Origin of the sequence: Microcoleus sp. C2D2 (assembly GCF_036702495.1) — a bacterium.
Lineage (GTDB): Bacteria > Cyanobacteriota > Cyanobacteriia > Cyanobacteriales > Microcoleaceae > Microcoleus.
In genome coordinates, this window is sequence record NZ_JAUBTO010000001.1 from 1 (window position 1) to 20290 (window position 20290).

Below are 20290 nucleotides of genomic sequence, written 5' to 3' on the forward strand. Positions count from 1 at the left end.
TTCTCGATCGCTGAAACCATTGCTATTACTGCTTCTTCCTTCTTCCTTCTTCCGACGGACATCGGACTTCTGCTATAGATGATGGAATTGAACCCACGGATGAATCCGGGGGCTGGTTGTTGACTCCTAAAGATTTCATAAAAGATTTAACAGTCAACTGAGATGATGAAAATCCTGTTATTTTGAAAATTCACAACGGCCAAGGGACTAACGCAACTCAACTTCTCGCTTGACTTCGGCCAAAACTCGATCGCCCCGCGTCAAGCGATATTCTGCCCGCCAAACTCCGGGAGTCAGAGGAGAATTTGTACTGTTTCTTTTGCCGACATAACCCAACCAAGTGCGGCTGGGGGCTTTAATTTCATTGGTCTGGTCAGCGATGGTTTTGCCGTTGGGTGCAAATAATTTGTATTGTTCGCGATCGCCCTTGAGCACTCCGTAACTTTGCACCCAAAACAACAAAGCTGGACTGTTTGCAGGGAGTTTAGTCTCTGAAAATTGTCCTTCCCAGACAGCGTTAATATCGGGTGGCTTATTGGCAAAACCGGCCCGAATTAAACCTGTGGAAATATAGTCTAGAGGCTTGTCCCAAATAGGATTGCGGGCGATGTTGCAGCCTAACTTCGCGTCGGGGCCGACAAACGGATCTACGGGTTTGCCTTGATAGCGAAAAGTTACGTGTACGTGGGGGAAAGATGCCATCCCAGAGTTTCCCACCATGCCCAAAACAGTGCCTTTTTGTACCTGCGTACCCGCTTTGACGGCAACGCTGCCTTTGCGGAGGTGGCAGTATTGGGCTTCCCAGCCTGCGCCGTGGTCGATTACCATGCCGTTGCCGCATTCTGTGCCTGCGATGCTGGCTTTGTCTGTATCGTTTTGTAAACGCCGATCGACCACACCATCTCGCGATCGCAAAACTTTGCCTGCTGCGGAGGCAATCACTGGAACTCCTTTTGCCATTGCTTTGGCGTCGGGAATGGCAAAGTCTGTGCCGTCGTGGCCGTCGTAGGTTTGGCGCCCGCAGCCAAAATCTACGGCGGTGGGGCCGGGTTCTCGATCGAAATACAGCATTACAAAACAGTCTTTGCCTAGGGTACAGTCGATCGGCTGGCCGAATTGCGGGTTGTTCGGCTTTTGCCCGACTGCGGTCGAAACGAGACGCTGGGCGATCGTGTGGGCTTCGCCGATCGGGGCACTTACTCCGCTGTTATTAGCACAGCTAGAAAGACTTGTCAACCCCACGGTCAACAAAATTGCAGAAATGTATTTTTTTGATAGTATAGTCATTTGCCGATTGGATGTAAAAGCTGAGGTGGCTAGTGAAAAATCAATTAATGATTCAGAATAGAGTTGCTCAAGAATCTAGACGATCGGTAAGGCGTTTTCGTTTCCGATAGTTGTTGTATTATGGTCAGTTAGAAATTTTAAAAGTTTAAATTACTTAAAAAATGCGCTCTAAAATTCGATCGCTCATTTCGATAATTCGGCTGGCCGGGCTTGCTGTTGCTGGTTTGGGGATGTGGATATTTGCCACCCTTGCCGAAGACGTGTTGGAAAAAGAAAGCTACGCTTTCGATAGCTCTATTTTACTATATCTTAGGAGCCTTCACACTCCGCTGCGCGATCGCATCATGCTCGCCTTTACATTTTTAGGGCAGCCAAATTTGCTGCTAGCGCTGAGCCTGAGTTTGGGTATTATCTTGTGGGTGGCAAAACATCGCTCCGAAGCCACAACTATTGCAGTTACTGGCGCCGGGGCGGTCGGTTTAAACCTACTGTTAAAAAAACTTTTTGCCCGCGCTCGACCTCTACTTTGGGAGCGCATTGTTGACGTTCGTTTTTACAGTTTTCCTAGCGGACACGCGATGACTTCAATGGTTATTTACGGTTTGTTAGGATATTTCTTGGGTTCGCGCTTTCCCAAGCAGCGCTGGTGGATTTACAGCTTGACAGTTGTATTAGTTGCTGCTATTGGTTTGAGTCGGCTTTATCTAGGGGTTCACTGGCCTACCGATATTATTGCCGGTTATATGGCGGGTTTGGTGTGGCTGATTGCCTGTATTCTCAGTTTGGAAGTATGGAAGCACTTTCGTTCTGTTAGTGCGCCTTCTTCAGAAGAGTTTTTGTCACCAGAACCCTCTCAAGAAATAACTAATGACTAATGACTAATAACTAACAACTATTTGCTTTTGGGTAAAACACATGGCAATTCCTTTTTCGTAATAAGCCGCCTCGTTAATGAAAATTGGATACACGGTCGATTTACCTTCATACAAGACCGACTCACCATCAAAGGTCAAAAACATCGGATCGCCGGGATTCAGGGCTTGATAATCTCTGGATTGTAGATGAGGATGAATCATTGCCTCAATTTCTTTATTCTCGTTTCTGGGATAGTCGATCGCCTCCATGGTGTGATAAATAGTCAGGGGATTCTTTGCAGCAGGCATTGTGCCTTGATTGTAGGCTTCTACACAGTCTAATATTGTGCCTAAAACTTGCTCAGTTTGCTCAAATAAAGAGGCATCTAATACCCCTTGCGGGACTGCACCAACTTCGAGGGTACCGCCTAATTCGGAAAGCGATCGCAGCACTGGACTATCAGGATTCTTGGTTGTAGAAGCGAGTAGCTTGAGGTGGGGATAGAGAGAGGTTAAATAAGCTGCTAGTTGCAGGTTAAATGGATGATGGCTGGCGAGAATAAAAGTTAGCCCCATGTTGGATGTGGTGCTGTGCAAATCGATAATTACGTTGGGCAGATGAGTGTTTTTTGAGCTAAAAATGCCGTAGATTTCTTTCGCCCGCTGCTCTTCATAGCTGGAGAGATGGGGATTTTCTAAATCTTCCTTTCTAAAGCAGCGGTTGAGGTCGATATCGAGGTAGCGTCTGCCGATTTCGCAAGCTTTGGGATTGGCTAGCAGGGCGATTGTTTCAAAAGTCGATCGCCCAATTAACTCTGGCGCGCGCTCGAATTTCTTCACGAGGTAAATTCCTGTGAGTTCGTTTCCGTGGGTTCCTCCCACTATGGCAACACGTTTAATTTGGTTCATAAACAAATAAGTTCCTATCCCCAGCGTAGCACCCTTTGTCATCTCTTGGTAAAAAACATCAGATTGAGGTTGATTATGTATTTATATTTAGATTAGTTAAAGTTTAGTAACGTGGACATAAAATGTGTATGTTTGGGTTGCTTATTTATTATAGCTTTCTGGCTTTCCCCACCAACCAAAAAATCCTGTCGCAATAAAATGAAGACTACCGAGAGACAAAGGATATGACGCCAGAAGAGTTGTTGCAGTTAATCGACAAAGCTGCGGATGAGGGCCAGACAGAATTGGATTTGGCGGGGTTCGAGGAATTGTCGCCGGAGATAGGCAAGTGCCCTCCGCTTGAGAGGTTGGTGTTGGGGAATTTTGCTATGATAGTTTGAGCGATCGCACTATTATATATTCTGTAAATTACCAGCTATGAACATTCAGTTGGTTGACTCCTTAATTCAAGTCATTGAGTCGCTGACACCTGAAGAGTGTTTGGTGTTTCAAGAAAAACTCTCGGCTAGGGCGATTCAGAGTACGCCCGGAGTCTGTGGAGGAAATGCCCGGATTCGCAACACCCGGATTCCTGTTTGGACACTGGTTTCGCTTCACCAACAGGGCGCTGATGAGGCTGAGTTACTTCGGAATTATCCAGGTTTGTCGGATCGCGATTTAGAGAATGCTTGGCGTTATTACGATCGCCACCGTGAAGAAATCGATCGCATTATTGTTTATCATCAAACCGAATAGTAGAATAGTAGATAGCTAAAACAGGGATTTTAGATATGGGACTGAATGAGTATTTTGATTTCTTAGCACCGGATGATATTCGCATTAAAGGACATCGCATCGGGATTGAGACGGTACTGTATGAGTATCTTTATCGGGAACGCACCCCAGAAGAAATTCAGCAACTCTATCCATCTCTAACTTTGGCAGAAGTTTATACAACTATTTTGTATTATTTACAAAATCAAGAATCAGTAAGTAGATATTTGCAAGATTGGTTGGAATGGTCGCATCAGCAGCGAAAAATCCAAGTAGCAAATCCCCATCCGGCGACAGAAAGATTGCGAAAATTGAAAGCTGAACGGGAAAGACAATCTGTTATCCAGGGTGCTTGAGAAATGGCGCTCAAATATTTAATGGACGAGAATGTTACGCCCATTTATGCTACGCAACTTCGGCGAAAACGCCCCGATCTAGTAGTTTGGGCAGTGGGCGAAATTGGTACACCCCCAAAAAGCACTCTCGATCCCGAGATTAATGCTTGGCGTTATTACGATCGCCACCGGGAAAAAATCGATCGCATTATTGTTTCTCATCATACAGATGATTAAATCGATTAAGTTTAAGAAAACCAGTTTTCGATTGCCAAGTCTTGAAAGTTTGCATAATCAGCAACATTTCGTGTCACCAGAATCAGATTATTGACTTTAGCGATCGCTGCAATTTGCCCATCAGCATAAGACGGTGTAAGCCCGATCGGGATGAGTCTTGCTCGTTATGCGGCGAACCACTCAGCCGCTTCTTGGGTGTAGGGCAAAATCGGTAATTTTACTTTCACTTCTTCCTGAAGATAAGCTTCGATCGCACTGCGACGCTTAGAATCTGGCATTCGATAACAGCCCAGCAGAACTTCCTGCCAAACGATCGAGGCGATCGCCACTGTGGATTTTGCCTCAATTAGTTTAGTCATCACATTCGCATTCGGAAGAGGACGAACAGGTTCGGAGATAATGTTGGTATCGAGTAAATAATGCAGCGTCATTCAAAGATGACCTCGCGTCCTGCAAAAGTTCGATCGCGAACTTCTCCCCAAATTTCCTCAGGATTTAAACCCAGTTCGTGCAGTTGATATTTTTCACGAAATGCACTGAGAGATTCTCCAAAGCTAAGTTCGAGATTCTGTGGCTGTTTGCGGCGTTGAATGTATTCGCGCAAGGCGATTTCAACTAGAGTCTCGAACTCAATTTCTCCCTCAAGTTCGATCGCCTCTTGCAGCAGTGCCGTATCCACATTCAGGCTCGTCACCATTGGCTTTCCTCTTTTAACGGTTATTTTATTATAGTTGTGATGCCTCTCTCAGAAACCGGATTTTTGCCCAGAAGACGCATGACAGTGTAGAAACAAAAAAACCCGGTTTCTTTGATTGTGACGCGCGGGCAACTCCCCACCAAGCGAAAATTCCTGTCACAATAAAATGAATCCTACCGAGAGACAAAGGGCATGACGCGAGAGGAAGCAGTGCGGCGAATTGACCGAGCAGCCGAGGAAAAATTGACGGAACTGGATTTGTCGGGGCTGGACTTGGAGGAATTGCCGCCGGAGATTGGCAAGTGCACGCAGCTTGAGACGTTGGTTTTGGGGAAGGTGGAAGACTGGAGATGGGTTCATGGTAAACTCAGTCCGAAACTAATCACCAATCAATTAAGAACACTGCCAGAGGAATTACGATCGCTCTTAAATTTGCGATCGATCAACCTCAGTGGCAATCCATTCGGAAAAATGCCAGAAGTGCTGCTGGAAATGAAGCAATTAGAGAGTTTAAATTTAGTCAGTATTGGTTTGACAGAAATTCCAGATGCGATCGGGCAACTGTCGAATCTGACACTGCTTTACCTCATTGAAAATCAGATTACATCCATCCCAGAAGTCATCGGTCAACTGTCGAATTTGACAGACATTTACCTCAGTGACAATCAGATTACATCCATCCCAGAAGTCATCGGCAAATTGTCGAATCTGACACTGCTTCACCTCAGTAACAATCAGATTATATCCATCCCAGAAGTCATCGGCAAACTGTCTAATTTGACACAGCTTGTCCTCCGTAGAAATCAGATTACTTCCATCCCAGAAGTCATCGGCAAACTGTCTAATTTGACACAGCTTAACCTCAATAAAAATCAGATTACATCCATCCCAGAAGTCATCGGCAAACTGTCGAATCTGACACAGCTTGACCTCAGTAACAATCAGATTACATTCATCCCAGAAGTCATCGGCAAACTGTCGAATCTGACACAGCTTGTCCTCTTTAGCACTCAGATTACATCTATCCCAGAAGTCATCGGCAAACTGTCGAATCTGACACTGCTTCACCTCAGTGACAATCAGATTACATCCATCCCAGAAGTCATAGGTCAACTGTCGAATTTGACCGACCTTTACCTCAGTGACAATCAGATTACATCTATCCCAGAAGTCATCGGCAAACTGTCTAATTTGACACAGCTTAACCTCAATAAAAATCAGATTACATCCATCCCAGAAGTCATCGGCAAACTGTCGAATCTGACACAGCTTGACCTCAGTAACAATCAGATTACATTCATCCCAGAAGTCATCGGCAAACTGTCGAATCTGACACAGCTTGACCTCAGTGACAATCAGATTACCCAAATCCCAGAAGTCATCGCTCAACTGTCGAATCTGACACAGCTTTACCTGTGGGACAATCAGATTGAAACTATTCCTGAATGCTTAGAAACACTCCCAAAACTTGAAACACTCGACCTCCGCGACAATCCCCTGCCCATTTCTCCAGAAGTTCTCGGCGACAACAAAAACCCCGGTACTCCCGCCGCCATTTTCAACTACCTGCGCCAACTCCGCAGCGGCGAAGTCCGCCCCCTCAACGAAGCCAAAGTCCTCCTCGTCGGGCAAGGCAGCGTCGGCAAAACCTGCCTGATCAACCGCCTCATCCACAATAAATACAACCCCAACGAGCCCCAAACCGACGGACTCAACATCACAGACTGGAAAATTACAGTCAACACCAAACCCGTCAAACTCAACGTCTGGGACTTCGGCGGACAAGAAATCTACCACGCCACCCACCAATTTTTCCTTACCAAACGCAGCCTCTACCTCCTCGTGTGCAACTGCCGCACCAGCGAAGACGAAAACCGCCTCGAATACTGGCTGAAACTGATCGAAAGCTTCGGCGACGCCTCCCCCGTGATCCTCGTCGGCAACAAATGCGACGAACAACCCCTGGATCTCAACCGCAAAGCCTTGCGCGACAAATATCCCAACATCAAAGCGATTCTCGAAACCTCCTGCGAAAGCGGAACCGGCATCGAGGAACTCCGCAGCGCCATCCACACGGAAATCTCCCAACTCAAAGAAGTCTACGATCTTTTGCCGCTAAGCTGGTTCCAAGTCAAGCAGCGCCTGGAAAACCTCGACAAAGACATCATCAGCATCAGCGAATACGCCACCATCTGCGCCAAAGAAAACATCTTTGAAGAAACCGACCAAACCCAACTCATCGGACTGCTGCACAACCTGGGCATTGTCCTCAACTTCCGCGAACACCCCATCCTGCAATCCACCAACATCCTCAATCCCCACTGGGTGACAGAAGGCATCTATGCACTCCTCAGCGACGAGGCACTCAAAGTCAAAACCAAAGGCATTCTCACCTACGCCGACCTCAGCCGCATCCTCGACTCAAATAAATATCCCAGCCGCCGCTACCACTGCCTCACCGGGTTGATGGAGGAATTTGAACTCTGCTTCCCCGTCAGCCATTGTCCCGCGCCGACTTTCCTCATCCCCGGCATCTTGCCCAAAGAACAACCGCAAAACACCGAACTCCAAGGCGAAACCCTGGAATTTCAATATCACTACCGCATCCTTCCCGACAGCATCCTCTCGCGCTTCATCGTCCTCATGCACGAGAAAATCCACAACTGCACCCACTGGCGGACGGGGGTTATGCTGGAGTACAAGGAAGGCGCTGAGGTGTACAACATCGCCCGGATCAAATCTGACCCGGAAGATAAGAAAATCTTTATTGCCGTTAGCGGGCGGGAATCGACGCGGCGTTCTTTCCTCAGCATGATTCGCGATACGTTTACCAAAATCCACAATTCTTTTGCCAATCTGGAAATCAGTCAATGGGTGCCGGTTCCCGGTTATCCCGATGCTGAACCGCTGGATTACGAGGAATTGCTAGGGCTAGAGGAGATGGGCGAGAATACAGTGCGCGTCGGCAAACTTAAACTCAAACTCGATTTGCGGCCGTTGCTGGATGGGTATGAGTCGATCGAACTTCGGCGCAGAAACCAAATGGGCGATCGAGAAATGGAAAAATACGGAAGAGAATATAACGACATTGTAGATATCGCTAAACTAGCTGTTAGTAGACCAATTATTAATAAAGCCGAAGCAAAAATGACTCAAAATTCTTCTGAAACCAACAACTTTCAAGGTGCTTTTCACGGTTCTAACTTTTCCGGCAATATCGGCGGTTCGTCGAACAGTGCCGAAGTTGGTGGCAATCAATCCCTCCAAAACAATAATTCCAATACCGCCGAACTTTTGAAACTGATTTCATCGATGCGTGAAACCGCCGAGCAGTTTCCCGAAGACCTCCGCGATGAGATAATTATCGATATTGAAGATATCGAAAGCGAAATCCAGAAACCTGAAAACCAATGGAATAAAACCAGATTAAAGAAAAGCTTAAAAGCTATTGTTGCTGCAGTAACTGCGGTCGCAATTCCGATCGCAGGCATCACTTATTTTGCTAATACGGCGATCGACCTCGGTCAAAAGGTGGGTGTCGAACTCCAGCTACCGCCAGGACGCTAAATCATTTAAAATTAAGGTGATTGGGGCCATGCTCGCCCCAAACATTCCCAAAACCTCGGTATTGCCATGCGTAAAATTGTACTATTCATTGCATCTAGTTTGGACAGTTATATCGCCCGAGCGAATGGCGATATTGACTGGCTGTTTACAGACCAAAATTACGGTTATACTAAATTCTTAGATAGCATCGATACCGTTCTCATGGGTCGGAAAACTTACGAACAAGTTCTAACTTTTGGCGAGTATCCGTACCCGGAAAAAAAAAGTTATGTTTTTACGAAAAATCTAGAGTTTCAAGCAACTTCTGATGTCGAAGTAGTTACACATTTAGAGAATTTTGTCAAGGATTTGCGCGTGCTTGACGGCAAGAATATTTGGTTGGTGGGAGGTTCTCTGCTGATTCGCGATTTCCTGAACCAAAATTTGGTCAACGAGCTAATTCTCTCGGTGCAGCCGATTATTTTGGGCGAGGGAATTCCTTTATTTGCTAATCCCATAAATACTACAGCTTTGCAGTTAACAGGATGTCAGACATACAGTTCTGGCCTGGTTCAGCTATCTTACGATGTCGCGACTTGAGGGCGCGCCCCATTGCTAAATCGTTTGCAAAAATACTGTCAGTTGGCGCTCAAAAAAGGTAAGATAGGAATAAGTAAATTGGCAATGGAAAAATTAATCAAATATCGGAAAATTGTGCAGCAAATGTTACTGGAGTACGGCAAGCGCAAACCTGCTCACGGAGATATTGAAGTCGAGACAATTCTTGATGCAGAACGAGATCATTACCAAATCTTCTATGTGGGCTGGGACAACCAGACTCGGGTGCATCACTGTAGCATTCACATAGATATCAAGGGCGGGAAAATTTGGCTTCAATGGAATGCCACTGAAGATGATATTGCTGAAAATTTAGTAATAGCCGGAGTTCCCAAAGAGGATATTGTTTGGGGATTTCAGCCGCCGTTTATGCGGAAGTATACGGGTTATGCAGTAGAATAGATAAGAGATATAAAAGCTGTCTTGTACATATATGGGTGCTAGAAATTTATTTCACGATGCTGTAAAAAGAAGGTAATTTTGGAATGGAAAGAGTAGAGCGTTACCGCCAGTGTATCCGAAAATTGCTAAGTCAACAAGCAAGGCTAGAAAAGCCTAATCCAGACGTTGAGTGCCAGCTTGTTTTTGATTGGGAACACGACCACTATCAGTTACTCGATGTTGGCTGGGACGGACTAAAGCGGATATACAACTGTTTCATTCATTTGGATATCAAGGATGGCAAAATTTGGATTCAGCGCAACATGACAGAAGTGGACATTGCAGGGGAATTTGTCAAGATGGGAGTGTCTGAGGATGATATTGTGTTGGGGTTGCATCCACCTTACAAGCGTCCGCATACTGGGTTCGGAGTAGCGTAAAGGAAAAGGCGATCGCAGATGATGAAATGTATTTGCTACTTTTTGTTATTAATATCTTTTTTCTGGGTCGCGCTTCCTGCTGACGCCTCTGTATGCCGCAATTATCAAGGAAGCGAGATTTGCATTGTCGATATCAAACGCAGTGCGAAAAACTATTGGGAATACAGGGTAATTCTTAGTGTTGATGGAGTTAAACAGCCTCTGGAAGTCTACAATTGCCGCGATCGCACTACAGTTAAGAAAGATGGAACTGTTTTGAAATTTGGACAAAACAACCCTGGTGAAATCATCTGCGGTTTTTTTAATCAGAAATAGTTTTGGCAATTCAATTTATCTCATCCTCTTATAAGCTAGCTTAAATTTAGTGCGGAGGCGATAGTTTTTCCTAAAAAGAGTCACAAATTAGTAGGAAAGGATACCGACAAATTTACAAACTTGAAATCAGCCATATCCGGCCGCCCCCAAGAACCGTAGACTGTAAAAAAGCGCCATCCGGTGATTGACAAGTTGTACAAATGGCTGTAGGAATGAGCCATCAGTTCCTTAGCTTTTTTGGTGGCTGCGTAAAGGGAAATAGGACGATCGACGTTATCGCTAACAGCGAGTATCTATAGCTTTTTAAGGGGGTTGGGGGAGCAAAAAGGTCATTTATTCACCCAAAAATGGTATGAGTTCTTCCCTCTTTTCTCTGACCGAAAGCATTCAGGATACAAGCCCCCGGATTCATCCGTCCAGAAATAAAAAACCTGTATCCGATGAAACTTGCCCCCCGAATTTATCCGTGGGGTCAAGGCTTCAATTCTTTAATCTAAAATCTAAAATCTAAAATCGATTGACTTCATTTTGTGAAATTACAGCACGACTCTATGGCAAAAACAGCGCTGAAAGCACCGTTAACAAAGTCATAACTAGGGCGACAGCGTTTGGAAACAGGCAAATTGAGTTCGCTGCCAACAGCCGCGATCGCAGTTTCTAAACTATCAGCTAAAACCCGACGACTTTGTGCCAAACCCGCCTCATAATTTGAAGAAACTAAACGCTGCACCCTAACCCGCTGCCGATCGTATAATCTCGGCCAAGCAAACGCCACTAAAGGAACTCCTAAAGCTTGACACTCATAAATAGTATTATATCCCCCGCTGCCCACAACCACATCAGCAACCTGCAAACACTCCATCGCCGGCCAGTGAAACACCCACAAATTCTCTGGACATTTATCTGGTTTTTCCCCTGACAAACAGCGCACTGCGACATTTTCCCAATACTGCGATAAAATGCTAGTAAGCTCACCGTAAAAAGATAACTCTTCAGCCGTTCCCGATGCTAACACAAGGACAACTTTAGAGTTGCGATCGAGCGGATTTAGCCGCAAAATTGCCTCTACATCTTCCCTAATTGGTAACTCCCAAGCACTGCGAATTAGCCAAGGATTTGTATGTTGAACACAAGGAAGATTTGCCAGAGGCACCTCAACACCTTCTCCCGGAACCAATACTAAATCAAAGCAATCAGCAACAAACCGATGCAAGTTTTTTACTTTTACATATTCAGGATTGATGTCGCGGTGAATCAAAACTCGCAAACTTGTCTTTAACTCTGGCAAAATAGTCGCTAATTCGCCGCCTAACCCTCTGGGAAAAGTATCGACGATTAAACATTCATAGTCAGTTTCTCGCAATATTTGCTGAACTTGAGTACAAGTAGTTTCAAAATCAGCCGTTGACGAAATCGCGAAAATTTGACAGTTAGTTTTAGGTAAAAACTTTTCAATATAGCCGAAATAGGGAGTATTAGTTAAAATTTTTACAGGGCGGTTGCGGGAGGCAATTCTACCTAGAGCGATCGCGCGGTTGAGATGTCCCCAACCACCGCCTAAGGCATAAATCAGCCAAGTATTAGATGAAGTATTTAATTGTCTCATTGAGTTAAGTTAACTCGCGCCGAAATTCTGTTCAAAATCTCGATCGGATTCATCTTCAAAAGTAGCAGCATCAGAATCCGTAAAATCTACTTCATTAGTTTCTCGATTGTACAAGGCGGAATCATTCTGATAGTAATAAGTTCTACGCCAATCATCATATTCGCCATAACCAGGATAATAAGAGCGATCGGACAAATAGGGGTCTCGGTCTGATTGTCCGCCCCTACAATAGCTACAACCTTCTGATTGAGTGCGGCCGCAGCGGCGCTTGAACAAAAAACCCACCATGCGATCGCACCCTTCGGCAGTGGTATTGCTAATGTTCGCACCTAGCCGTATCGTAATTGTATAAATGCCGATCGAGATTTGATCGCTATCAACCACGGTACAGCTAGGAAAAGATAAACCATTCACCAAAGTGCCAGTGCTAGTATTTTGATCGACGATAAGTAACTGGCCGTTACTTTCGACAATTAAAGCATGATAGCCAGCAATTTGATTGTCGTTTAAAACTACACGAGAGACAGGAATGCCATCAATTACTTCTGGCATAGCATTCAACACGCGCCCCATTGCTACAGGTGTTTCTAACACTCGTTTTTGTTCCCGAACTGTACTCTCCAATTCTTGCCAAGTTAGTTGTATTAACAAAATTTATTGAACTCCAGAATCATTGACAGCATAAGCGAGAGCAGCCTTTTGTTCGCGAGTGAGGACATCCAAACCAAAACAGGCGATCGCGATCGGTGTCAATCCCGATTTTACATATAAAACTGTTTTCTCTGATGGATTTCTCAAAGAAATTTTACCGTCTTTTGACTTGATTTTATAGACCGACTGCTTGGTGGGTGTTTCTATTTCAAAGCCGTAGTCTCGTTTTTTAATCCGGTAAATCTCTTGATTACCACCAGATTTTAGTTTATAATCCCCATCACTTTGTCGTTGCAAAACATACAATTCTTGATTTTGACTCGCATCTTTGATTTTCCAAGATTCCGCCTCAGTTACCACATAGCCAATAGCGCGGTCTGCAGCATCCTTAATTTTCACTTTTTCGCGGCTGTCAACTGTTAATCTCGCTAATTCGCGATCGTTCTCATCAACCAACTTAGCACCATCAGACTCAGGTTTAAGCGAAAACGCCGCTTTCCCCCCCTCTAATTTAAGTTCAATTTTTCCACTCTTACTACTAACCGCAGGTGTCGTTTGAGTTTGAGTTGCAGGCGGTGTCTGAGTCTCCAGAGTTGGCGCGTTCGCTGGTTTGCTGCAATTAGTCAACAGCAAGGTTAAAAGTGCGATCGCAGTATAACTTTTTAGTTTCATAATTTTCTAAGTTTAAGATAATGCCCGTCTCTTAGAGAGCATTTTTGCAAAGTTCAGAACTTGATAAAGGCTCAAAAACATCATTGTAATTGTTTGGTACAGCCCTTCTTGATTTAAAATTAGAGGAGTGTTAACAGTTAAGTCGATCGCCTTCGATGTCACCTTCATCCTTTTTAGATTCACTTGTTCGGGCAGTTTTACCGCTTCTGGGGCTGCTTTTTGGATAACATGGATAGAACCATATTTTTTACTTGGGAAACTCAACTTCAAATTAATCTCTGTACCCTTCGGTTTATTTTTGCTCTTCCACTTTCCTCTACGATTGTGACCGTATGCTCTCCTATTTAATTCTGTAACGGTTAAGAAAAAGTTAGTGCTGTCAAGAAATTTTCCTTCGAGTGTTAGCCATCGATCCTCAAATATATCTAGCTTCCAACCCCGCTTACGAGGATGAGGTAACGTTTGAACTTTTTTATCCTTTTGGCGCCCAGGAGTGAAATCTATCTGAATTTTAACATTACTATTCGGAGTGCGATCGCGATTCACCATCGACACTATCTTTTTGGGTAACTCACAGCGAGCCTCCCGCAGTTTTAATTTATGATAATAATTCCATTTGACCGAACAAAAGATTGCCGGAACTATTAAGACAGCCAATAGAAAAAATCCTAACCCTGTCCAATTAGTCAAAGCATTTAAGGATTCGAGGAATAACCCAATTATGATAATACTAAGCCCGCTCCCAATTGCCAAAGCTCTAAAATAAGCAACTTTTTGATCTGCTAACTGCTTGATTTCCGCAATTTCCTTCAAATCCTTAAATATTTGGCTGACTGAAGTATCAGCTTGATAAGTTAAATCTTTCGCAAAGGTTTTCAGATTAATTGCCATATTCCGATCTCCCTGACTCAACACCTATTTATAACTTTACAACCGAGACTAATTTCAAGCTGCCCGTCTCTTAGAGAGCAATTTTGCAAAGTTCAGAATTTGATAAAGGCTCAAAAACATCATTGTAATTGTTGTGTACAACAGCCCTTCTCGTCTAAAAGCATGAGTAGTGTTGACAGTTAAGTCGAGCGCCTTCGGTGTCACCTTCATCCTTTTTAGATTCACTTGTTCTGGCAATTTTACCGCTTCTGGGGCTGCTTTTTGGATAACATGGATAGAACCATATTTTTTACTTGGGAAACTCAACTTCAAATTAATCTCTGTACCCTTCGGTTTATTTTTGCTCTTCCACTTTCCTCTAGCATTCTGCCCGTATGCTGTCCTATTTAATTCTGTAACGGTTAAAAAAAAGTTAGTGCTGTCAAGAAATTTTCCTTCGAGTATTAGCCATCGATCCTCAAATATATCTAGCTTCCAACCCCGCTTACGAGGATGAGGTAACGTTTGAGTTTTTTTACCCTTTTCGCCCGCCGGAGTGAAATGTATCATAATTTTAACATTACTATTCGGAGTGCGATCGCGATTCACCATCGACAGTATCTTTTTGGACAACTCATAGCGATCGTCCCGCACTTTTAATTTATTATAATAACTCTGTTTGACAGTACAAAAGATTGCCGGAACTATTAAGACAGCCAAGAGAAAAAATCCGAACCCTATCAAATTAGTCCAAGCATTTGAGTGTGCGAAGCATAACCCAATTATAATTAATAGGATACCAAGCCAGCTCCCAACTCCCAATTTGGTAAAATAAGCAACTTTTTGCTCTGCTAACTGCTTGATTTCCGCAATTTCCTTCAAATCCTTAAATATTTGGCGGACTGAAGTATCAGCTTGATAAGTTAAATCTTTCGCAAAGGTTTTCAGATTAATTGCCATATTCCGAGCTCCATTACTCAGCAGTGTTTGATAAGTTTTGTTAAAAAATGTGAAATAAATTATTCTAAAAGCCGAGACTTTTCTAGTATAGACTCACGTCTCCCAGAAAGATTCCTACCTTGGTGTTCACATCTCCGATTATAGCCGCTCAATACTTCTTAGTTTATGTATCCTTCGACACAGTGCCAGCACCAAAAGGCGCGGCTATTCACATCGTAGCATTTGTGCGAGTTTTAGCAGCAACTTTTGGCAACATTCAGTTAGTGACAGTTTCTCCAACCCCCGAAGTTATTAACACTCAAGAACTCTTTTCAAATGTTGCACAAACTCAGTTACCTGCGATTGGTGACACTCTAATTAACCGAGTGCTGCATTTCCGCACAATATTAGGTAGTTGGTGGCATAACCGCTACTTTGAAGCAGTGCATATCCGCTCAATATATGAAGGATATCCCATTGCTGCCAGGAAACACAAACTGTGCAAGCACTTAATTTTTGAAGTCAACGGATTGCCGTCCATCGAACTCAAGTATCGGCATCCAGCAGTTGCCGAAGACTCGGAATTGCTGCACAAATTAGTATCGCAAGAACAAATCTGTCTAGAAGCTGCAGATCTAATTTTAACTCCCAGCGGAGTGACACGGGATTATCTAATTTCTCGAAGCGTTAACCCTTCAAAGATTCGCGTAATTCCTAATGGCGTAGATATTGAAATCTTTAGTTATTTACCTCCAGCCAAGCGGGAACCAAATAACTGCTTTAAAATGCTCTACTTTGGCACGGTTTCTGCTTGGCAAGGAGTGAATTTAGCGGTGGAAGCAATGGCACTGGCTAATAACGAATTTCCTACTGAGTTGACAGTCATCGGACAATTGAAAGATTACCAAATTCAAGCACTAGACAAACTCGCTCGCAAGCTGGATGTTACCGATAAATTAAAGCTTTTAGAACCTATGTCGCAAGCTGAACTCGTCACGCACATCCATACTGCTGATGCTATTGTCGCACCTCTGACTCTCAACGATCGCAATTTAATACAAGGTTGCTGTCCCCTAAAAGTCTTAGAAGGCATGGCTACCGGGACTCCTGTGATTGCCAGCGATTTGCCCGTTGTCAGAGAATTGGGCATTGATGGGGAACACTTTCTGCTAGTTAAACCGGGTTCAGCTAAGGGAATTCTAGATGCTATTATCCGCTTAAAAAATGCTCCAGAATTGGGGATTAAATTAGCAGCGGCTGCTAGGGGTAAAATTGAAAATAATTACACTTGGCAGCAAGCAGGATTGGCATTAGTTAAAGCTTATCAAGAACTGGGAATTAAACGGTCAATTACCGATTGAAGCAGAAGTTTTTCCTGTAAAGGTGAAAATTCTGCCAAAATGCGATCGCGCGCCGCAATACCCATTTGGGCCCGCACCTTTGAGTCTAAATCCAAACACTCCAACACTGCATCTGGCAAACATTGTAACTGTTGGCGCGGCAACATAAAACCATTTAACCCATGCTCAACAATCTCTGGAATTCCCCCCGCATCGCTAGCAATACAACAGCAGCCACAAGCCATTGCTTCCAACAAAGCATTCGGCATTCCCTCCCACACGGAAGGCTGCAAGAAAATATCGCACAGTTGCAAATGTAGGGCAACTTTTTCAGGTTCATCCAAATGACCGGTGACGATTAAGCGTTTGTAATCCTCTGGATATTGACCAGCATAAAGTTGAATCGCGGCTTCCTGAGTAGTTCGCACTTCGCCAATTACCAACAGACAAGCTGAGCGATTTTCTCGCACTTTTGTTAGTGCTTTTAGCAAAAAACCCTGCCCTTTTTTCTCCCGCAATTCTCCAGCAAATCCTAAAACTATTTCATCCGGGCTAATTCCCAGACTTTCTCGCAGTGATAATTTAGTTTCTAAAGCAGCTTTAGGAGTAAAGATGTCTGGATTAACTGCATTTTTGATAACCAGGATGTCATCTCGCCGACAAAGTATGATTATCTTTTTAGCCAATTCTTTACTAACTGCTGTAATTAAATCAGCCCGTTCTAAAGTCCACTGAGTTCGCGCAAAATCTCCCGGCGGAAATATGCCTCGGTCAACATCATTTCCCCTCGCACTCACAATGCTTTTAATGCCTTTGATTTGTGCAAACCAGACTGCTAAAAACCCTGCCGGGAATAGGTAATGACCCCAAACAGCATCGTAGGGTTTTTGTTGGTGCAACCAATCTAAAAAATTTAGGGTATGAGTCATGGTCATATCCCAGTGACGGTATAACCCAATCCGATAAACTGAGAAGGGAAAAGTATTTGTTAATGGCTGAACTTCTCCGGCTTGTAAATAGCGACTCCAGACAAGAACATCGAGTTCAATTCCTAGTTTAAAAAGGCTGTCAGCAATGCGGGCTCCACTGGTTGCTAATCCGCCAATATCGGGGGGAAACCGTTCGGCAATTAATAAAAGTCGGGGCATACTTATTAATTATGAGTAAACTATCTCTGCTAAGCGGCGATTATTTTCTAGGAACCTATCACATTTTTGACAAGTTTTCAACATTGGTAAATTTTTAGTTTGGCGTAAAGCTGCGAAATTTTCTCCCGTCCAAATTTCTTTGAATGACCAAGAATTTCTTGATGGTACCCGCCACGTGATTTATCCGTGGAATCAATCCAAAATCGCAAATCGAAAATCCTCAAGCCCCCGCATTTATCCGTGGGGTCAATCTAAAATCTAAAATCTAAAATCTAAAATCGATTGACTGCTGCCTTAAATCACCGATGATTGGTTTATTCAGCATCATGCAGCAGACGCTAACTCTAGCAACGCGGTCAATTAAAGCATGAGTCCAAGGAGCAAAATAAGGGTGATTGTTGTAAGTCTCTGGCGTAAACTCCCTCAAGATTTTGCACTATTTCTGATGGTGTACTTCCGAAAGGATAGGCTTCTTTGATATCGTTTCCGGTTGTATGGGTACGATCGAGTCAAGGTCAATAATTCCACATTCCCCGACTCCCCACTCCCCACTCCCAACGGACCATCATTCCGGTGTAACCGGAATTGATATGACTTGGCGGATTAGGTTTTTTGCCATTGCTTTTTCGGCAAATATCGGGGCTACACGCTGGTTGTAGTCGATAATTTGTGCTGCTGTTTCTGCTTCCAGGATTTGGGGTATTTCTACAAGCGCCATCTCGACAGGAACAGTTTTATTGCGGTTGTCTAAACATAATTTCGCATTTCTTTGTGAAATCTTCATGAAGCTTTTATGAGAAAACTCTCACCGAACTCAGGAGATTTACAGAGGAAGGAGAACAGAGAGCGACAAAAATCCCCCTCACTCAGGGGGATTTGGCAAAAATTGCCTTAGTAATTACTCAGACATCGAGTTGCGTTCCGACCTACAATCATGAGAGATACCAAGTTGCGGTCTCAACCCTAATTCTATGAAGAAGAAAAACTTTTTGTTGGTACTCTGTCTGTTGCTACCAAGCCTAGTCCTAGGCTGCAAGCAGCCACAAACCTCTCAACAAACACCAAGTCCGTTTGTGGGCACACAAACCACCATTCCAGGTTGGAAAAAATTTGAGGGACGCGGTGCACAATTGCAGTTACCGGAGAGCTATCAGGGCGGAGACCTCAGCCAAAATCTGGACGTGGTGGTTCAGAAGCTGGAATCTTTGGGGCCCTACTATCAGCAGGTAGCTCAGTCACTCAAACAGAATTCATCCGTATTCGCCCTCTGGGCTTTTGACTCGAAGGCTAGTAAATCAGGTTTTCTGAGTAATGCGGCTATTCTTACAGAGCCAGTTGGATCTACAGTGACAACAGATACATACTTGGATGTACTTACCAAACAATTACCCAGCGAATTTCGCGTAGTGGAGCGGAAGCAGGTGACGCTTGACCGCTATCAGGGAGTTCAGATCGTTACAGAAGCCACAATTTCGGGTGTAACTGCCAAACAGATAATCTACACGATTAAACAGGGAAGCAATATCTGGGCTGTTACATTCACTACCAGTGCTGAGGAATTTGAAGAGCGCTTGCCCTCGTTTCAACAAAGTATTAACACGTTTTCAGTGAGCGATTAGCTCGACTTTTTTGCCAGCGAACATTGCACACTTGTTGTACAAAATCCGTCAATCTGAGGTTTTTTATTGTCTGTATTTGTTGAAAACAGGTGGTTATAAACTTCACAAAAACTAATTAATTAGCTGGGGGACACGCAAGATGCCTTGTCCTCCAAATGCGATCGCACTCGCAAAAGCAAGTCGCTAAAGCTAAACGGCTTGGTGACGTACTCGCTAGCACCCGATTCCAATGCCGAAAGCAGTTCTTGCTGGTCAGTGCGGGGCATAACCACCACAATCAGCCGCTGTTTTGGGCCGTCGGTATTCATGTTAAACCTGGCTGATTTCTCATTACCAACAAAACTCACTGTCTGGATCGGTTCTGTCTGTAAACCTTACATCAAGTTATTACATCCCGCAGACAAACTTTTCGCAACTTTTTGTACGGTGGGTACTGCACACCCTACCGTTAGCCGTTCATGGCTTTGATTAAAATTCCTAGAATTTTCTGAATATCTCGGATAAAATACTCTGTTAAATCTATCGAAACCACCTTATTTTCCAGTTTGAGAAATTGCCAAACTGTACCAGTTGTGACTGCGCCGTAAATAATCGAGATTTCCTTGCCTTCTTGTTGGTTAAACAATTGTGCTGCTACCATTTCAGCGGTACACTGACCTAATCCTGCTTTCAAGTTCTCATTTTTTGCCTCTACAATTGCTAATATGGGAGTGGAAATAAACAACTGTTGCCGAGAATTGCTCATTAAAAAATCGCAAAATCCATTGAGTCCTTTACTTGGATCGACATTAAACTCGATCCCAGAAAATAAACTTATATTATAATTTAATTTGCGCCTAATTTCTAGAAGAATTGGTGCTATAATCATTTCTGATCGGGCTTTTTCGGTATTAATTGAAACAGCGAGATCGATATTTTCTTTGAGAATAGTTGTTAATAATTCGCTGGGTTCTATTTCGGGAACATCAGCGAATAGTTGGGAAGACTCAGTAATTGTTAATTCAAATATTTTACTTACATTACTTAATTTGAAATCGCTGTAAGCCATTGCTTTTATAATTCCGTAGTTACCG

General features: G+C 43.9%; 27 protein-coding genes. 12 read left to right on the forward strand and 15 right to left on the reverse strand.

The window, feature by feature from the left end; genetic code table 11:
- Nucleotides 1-207: 207 nt before the first annotated feature.
- Nucleotides 208-1287 carry a M23 family metallopeptidase gene (locus QUB61_RS00005; protein WP_333133327.1) on the reverse strand — a complete coding sequence of 360 codons (1080 nt, stop codon included), beginning with the start codon at nt 1285-1287 and terminating at the stop codon, nt 208-210.
- 161 nt (nt 1288-1448) lie between these two features.
- Between QUB61_RS00005 and QUB61_RS00010 the strand changes: the two genes are divergently transcribed.
- Nucleotides 1449-2162 (forward strand): phosphatase PAP2 family protein, encoded by a 714-nt coding sequence (locus QUB61_RS00010; protein ID WP_333133326.1) that lies wholly within the window; start codon nt 1449-1451, stop codon nt 2160-2162.
- 3 nt (nt 2163-2165) lie between these two features.
- Here QUB61_RS00010 and QUB61_RS00015 read toward each other — a convergent pair whose 3' ends face one another.
- Nucleotides 2166-3050, reverse strand: a complete 885-nt coding sequence (locus QUB61_RS00015) for an aspartoacylase (RefSeq protein WP_333133325.1) — start codon at nt 3048-3050, stop codon at nt 2166-2168.
- A gap of 224 nt (nt 3051-3274) precedes the next feature.
- Here QUB61_RS00015 and QUB61_RS00020 point away from each other — a divergent pair, with 224 nt between their 5' ends.
- From QUB61_RS00020 to QUB61_RS00035, 4 genes are read left to right on the forward strand one after another with little or no spacing between them, the layout of a single operon-like run.
- Entirely contained in the window at nt 3275-3430 is a 156-nt protein-coding gene (locus QUB61_RS00020; RefSeq protein WP_333133324.1) for a hypothetical protein, read from the forward strand.
- Nucleotides 3431-3467: 37 nt separating this feature from the next.
- Nucleotides 3468-3785 carry a DUF433 domain-containing protein gene (locus tag QUB61_RS00025; protein ID WP_333133323.1) on the forward strand — a complete coding sequence of 106 codons (318 nt, stop codon included), beginning with the start codon at nt 3468-3470 and terminating at the stop codon, nt 3783-3785.
- 35 nt (nt 3786-3820) lie between these two features.
- Nucleotides 3821-4159, forward strand: coding sequence for a DUF433 domain-containing protein (locus QUB61_RS00030; RefSeq protein ID WP_190735861.1), 339 nt, complete (start codon nt 3821-3823; stop codon nt 4157-4159).
- Nucleotides 4160-4162: 3 nt separating this feature from the next.
- Nucleotides 4163-4375 carry a hypothetical protein gene (locus tag QUB61_RS00035; protein WP_333133322.1) on the forward strand — a complete coding sequence of 71 codons (213 nt, stop codon included), beginning with the start codon at nt 4163-4165 and terminating at the stop codon, nt 4373-4375.
- Nucleotides 4376-4539: 164 nt separating this feature from the next.
- On the opposite strand, the gene QUB61_RS00040 is transcribed toward QUB61_RS00035, so the two are convergent.
- Together QUB61_RS00040 and QUB61_RS00045 are read right to left on the reverse strand one after the other, a co-directional pair.
- Nucleotides 4540-4806: a PIN domain-containing protein gene (locus tag QUB61_RS00040; protein ID WP_333133321.1), complete on the reverse strand. Its 267-nt coding sequence runs from the start codon at nt 4804-4806 to the stop codon at nt 4540-4542.
- Entirely contained in the window at nt 4803-5072 is a 270-nt protein-coding gene (locus tag QUB61_RS00045) for a type II toxin-antitoxin system VapB family antitoxin (protein WP_333133320.1), read from the reverse strand. The genes QUB61_RS00040 and QUB61_RS00045 overlap by 4 nt, the downstream gene beginning before the upstream one ends.
- A 192-nt stretch (nt 5073-5264) precedes the next feature.
- On the opposite strand from QUB61_RS00045, the gene QUB61_RS00050 reads away from it, so the two are divergent.
- The 5 genes from QUB61_RS00050 (at nt 5265) to QUB61_RS00070 (ending at nt 10372) form a co-directional block, all read left to right on the forward strand.
- Nucleotides 5265-8639, forward strand: a complete 3375-nt coding sequence (locus QUB61_RS00050) for a leucine-rich repeat domain-containing protein (protein ID WP_333133319.1) — start codon at nt 5265-5267, stop codon at nt 8637-8639.
- A 66-nt stretch (nt 8640-8705) separates the two neighbouring features.
- Nucleotides 8706-9218 carry a dihydrofolate reductase family protein gene (locus QUB61_RS00055; RefSeq protein WP_333133318.1) on the forward strand — a complete coding sequence of 171 codons (513 nt, stop codon included), beginning with the start codon at nt 8706-8708 and terminating at the stop codon, nt 9216-9218.
- 84 nt (nt 9219-9302) lie between these two features.
- On the forward strand, nt 9303-9638 hold the full coding sequence (locus QUB61_RS00060; protein WP_333133317.1) for a XisI protein: 336 nt from the start codon (nt 9303-9305) through the stop codon (nt 9636-9638).
- 83 nt (nt 9639-9721) lie between these two features.
- Complete coding sequence (locus QUB61_RS00065; RefSeq protein WP_333133316.1) at nt 9722-10057, forward strand: XisI protein; 336 nt, start codon at nt 9722-9724, stop codon at nt 10055-10057.
- Nucleotides 10058-10075: 18 nt separating this feature from the next.
- A complete protein-coding gene (locus tag QUB61_RS00070) occupies nt 10076-10372 on the forward strand; it encodes a hypothetical protein (RefSeq protein ID WP_333133315.1) in 297 nt (98 codons plus the stop codon).
- 80 nt (nt 10373-10452) lie between these two features.
- Here QUB61_RS00070 and QUB61_RS00075 read toward each other — a convergent pair whose 3' ends face one another.
- From QUB61_RS00075 to QUB61_RS00100, 6 genes are all read right to left on the reverse strand, one after another.
- Nucleotides 10453-10665 (reverse strand): NAD-dependent epimerase/dehydratase family protein, encoded by a 213-nt coding sequence (locus QUB61_RS00075; RefSeq protein ID WP_333189767.1) that lies wholly within the window; start codon nt 10663-10665, stop codon nt 10453-10455.
- Between the two features lie 230 nt (nt 10666-10895).
- A complete protein-coding gene (locus tag QUB61_RS00080) occupies nt 10896-11978 on the reverse strand; it encodes a glycosyltransferase (RefSeq protein ID WP_333133314.1) in 1083 nt (360 codons plus the stop codon).
- Nucleotides 11979-11987: 9 nt separating this feature from the next.
- Nucleotides 11988-12629, reverse strand: a complete 642-nt coding sequence (locus QUB61_RS00085) for an FHA domain-containing protein (RefSeq protein ID WP_333133313.1) — start codon at nt 12627-12629, stop codon at nt 11988-11990.
- A 3-nt stretch (nt 12630-12632) separates the two neighbouring features.
- On the reverse strand, nt 12633-13301 hold the full coding sequence (locus QUB61_RS00090; RefSeq protein ID WP_333133312.1) for a hypothetical protein: 669 nt from the start codon (nt 13299-13301) through the stop codon (nt 12633-12635).
- Nucleotides 13302-13313: 12 nt separating this feature from the next.
- Entirely contained in the window at nt 13314-14192 is an 879-nt protein-coding gene (locus QUB61_RS00095) for a hypothetical protein (protein ID WP_333133311.1), read from the reverse strand.
- A 54-nt stretch (nt 14193-14246) separates the two neighbouring features.
- Nucleotides 14247-15131: a hypothetical protein gene (locus QUB61_RS00100; protein WP_333133310.1), complete on the reverse strand. Its 885-nt coding sequence runs from the start codon at nt 15129-15131 to the stop codon at nt 14247-14249.
- 122 nt (nt 15132-15253) lie between these two features.
- On the opposite strand from QUB61_RS00100, the gene QUB61_RS00105 reads away from it, so the two are divergent.
- The gene (locus tag QUB61_RS00105; protein WP_333133328.1) at nt 15254-16471 is read left to right on the forward strand and encodes a glycosyltransferase family 4 protein; all 1218 of its coding nucleotides are present in this window, start codon (nt 15254-15256) and stop codon (nt 16469-16471) included.
- On the opposite strand, the gene QUB61_RS00110 is transcribed toward QUB61_RS00105, so the two are convergent.
- The 3 genes from QUB61_RS00110 to QUB61_RS00115 form a co-directional block, all read right to left on the reverse strand.
- Nucleotides 16435-17598, reverse strand: coding sequence for a glycosyltransferase family 4 protein (locus QUB61_RS00110; RefSeq protein WP_333133309.1), 1164 nt, complete (start codon nt 17596-17598; stop codon nt 16435-16437). The genes QUB61_RS00105 and QUB61_RS00110 overlap by 37 nt on opposite strands.
- A gap of 9 nt (nt 17599-17607) precedes the next feature.
- Nucleotides 17608-17778 (reverse strand): SPASM domain-containing protein, encoded by a 171-nt coding sequence (locus tag QUB61_RS39690; RefSeq protein ID WP_445300991.1) that lies wholly within the window; start codon nt 17776-17778, stop codon nt 17608-17610.
- A gap of 385 nt (nt 17779-18163) precedes the next feature.
- The gene (locus QUB61_RS00115; RefSeq protein ID WP_333133308.1) at nt 18164-18382 is read right to left on the reverse strand and encodes a hypothetical protein; all 219 of its coding nucleotides are present in this window, start codon (nt 18380-18382) and stop codon (nt 18164-18166) included.
- A 187-nt stretch (nt 18383-18569) separates the two neighbouring features.
- On the opposite strand from QUB61_RS00115, the gene QUB61_RS00120 reads away from it, so the two are divergent.
- The gene (locus tag QUB61_RS00120) at nt 18570-19217 is read left to right on the forward strand and encodes a hypothetical protein (protein ID WP_333133307.1); all 648 of its coding nucleotides are present in this window, start codon (nt 18570-18572) and stop codon (nt 19215-19217) included.
- Between the two features lie 119 nt (nt 19218-19336).
- Here QUB61_RS00120 and QUB61_RS00125 read toward each other — a convergent pair whose 3' ends face one another.
- Nucleotides 19337-19525: a hypothetical protein gene (locus tag QUB61_RS00125; RefSeq protein ID WP_333133306.1), complete on the reverse strand. Its 189-nt coding sequence runs from the start codon at nt 19523-19525 to the stop codon at nt 19337-19339.
- 140 nt (nt 19526-19665) lie between these two features.
- On the reverse strand, nt 19666-20265 hold the full coding sequence (locus QUB61_RS00130; protein WP_333133305.1) for a hypothetical protein: 600 nt from the start codon (nt 20263-20265) through the stop codon (nt 19666-19668).
- Between the last annotated feature and the right edge of the window lie 25 nt (nt 20266-20290).

Excerpts from the sequence above, each read along its gene's own strand:
- QUB61_RS00005 (WP_333133327.1), bottom strand. The coding sequence starts at position 1,287 with ATGACTATACTATCAAAAAAATACATTTCTGCAATTTTGTTGACCGTG.
- QUB61_RS00095 (WP_333133311.1), bottom strand. The coding sequence starts at position 14,192 with ATGGCAATTAATCTGAAAACCTTTGCGAAAGATTTAACTTATCAAGCT.
- QUB61_RS00080 (WP_333133314.1), bottom strand. The coding sequence starts at position 11,978 with ATGAGACAATTAAATACTTCATCTAATACTTGGCTGATTTATGCCTTA.
- QUB61_RS00065 (WP_333133316.1), top strand. The coding sequence starts at position 9,722 with ATGGAAAGAGTAGAGCGTTACCGCCAGTGTATCCGAAAATTGCTAAGT.
- QUB61_RS00060 (WP_333133317.1), top strand. The coding sequence starts at position 9,303 with ATGGAAAAATTAATCAAATATCGGAAAATTGTGCAGCAAATGTTACTG.
- QUB61_RS00115 (WP_333133308.1), bottom strand. The coding sequence starts at position 18,382 with ATGAAGATTTCACAAAGAAATGCGAAATTATGTTTAGACAACCGCAAT.
- QUB61_RS00015 (WP_333133325.1), bottom strand. The coding sequence starts at position 3,050 with ATGAACCAAATTAAACGTGTTGCCATAGTGGGAGGAACCCACGGAAAC.
- QUB61_RS00025 (WP_333133323.1), top strand. The coding sequence starts at position 3,468 with ATGAACATTCAGTTGGTTGACTCCTTAATTCAAGTCATTGAGTCGCTG.
- QUB61_RS00030 (WP_190735861.1), top strand. The coding sequence starts at position 3,821 with ATGGGACTGAATGAGTATTTTGATTTCTTAGCACCGGATGATATTCGC.
- QUB61_RS00020 (WP_333133324.1), top strand. The coding sequence starts at position 3,275 with ATGACGCCAGAAGAGTTGTTGCAGTTAATCGACAAAGCTGCGGATGAG.
- QUB61_RS00070 (WP_333133315.1), top strand. The coding sequence starts at position 10,076 with ATGATGAAATGTATTTGCTACTTTTTGTTATTAATATCTTTTTTCTGG.
- QUB61_RS00010 (WP_333133326.1), top strand. The coding sequence starts at position 1,449 with ATGCGCTCTAAAATTCGATCGCTCATTTCGATAATTCGGCTGGCCGGG.
- QUB61_RS00110 (WP_333133309.1), bottom strand. The coding sequence starts at position 17,598 with ATGCCCCGACTTTTATTAATTGCCGAACGGTTTCCCCCCGATATTGGC.
- QUB61_RS00050 (WP_333133319.1), top strand. The coding sequence starts at position 5,265 with ATGACGCGAGAGGAAGCAGTGCGGCGAATTGACCGAGCAGCCGAGGAA.
- QUB61_RS00125 (WP_333133306.1), bottom strand. The coding sequence starts at position 19,525 with ATGAATACCGACGGCCCAAAACAGCGGCTGATTGTGGTGGTTATGCCC.
- QUB61_RS00055 (WP_333133318.1), top strand. The coding sequence starts at position 8,706 with ATGCGTAAAATTGTACTATTCATTGCATCTAGTTTGGACAGTTATATC.
- QUB61_RS00100 (WP_333133310.1), bottom strand. The coding sequence starts at position 15,131 with ATGGCAATTAATCTGAAAACCTTTGCGAAAGATTTAACTTATCAAGCT.
- QUB61_RS00045 (WP_333133320.1), bottom strand. The coding sequence starts at position 5,072 with ATGGTGACGAGCCTGAATGTGGATACGGCACTGCTGCAAGAGGCGATC.
- QUB61_RS00035 (WP_333133322.1), top strand. The coding sequence starts at position 4,163 with ATGGCGCTCAAATATTTAATGGACGAGAATGTTACGCCCATTTATGCT.
- QUB61_RS00090 (WP_333133312.1), bottom strand. The coding sequence starts at position 13,301 with ATGAAACTAAAAAGTTATACTGCGATCGCACTTTTAACCTTGCTGTTG.
- QUB61_RS00040 (WP_333133321.1), bottom strand. The coding sequence starts at position 4,806 with ATGACGCTGCATTATTTACTCGATACCAACATTATCTCCGAACCTGTT.
- QUB61_RS00130 (WP_333133305.1), bottom strand. The coding sequence starts at position 20,265 with ATGGCTTACAGCGATTTCAAATTAAGTAATGTAAGTAAAATATTTGAA.
- QUB61_RS00120 (WP_333133307.1), top strand. The coding sequence starts at position 18,570 with ATGAAGAAGAAAAACTTTTTGTTGGTACTCTGTCTGTTGCTACCAAGC.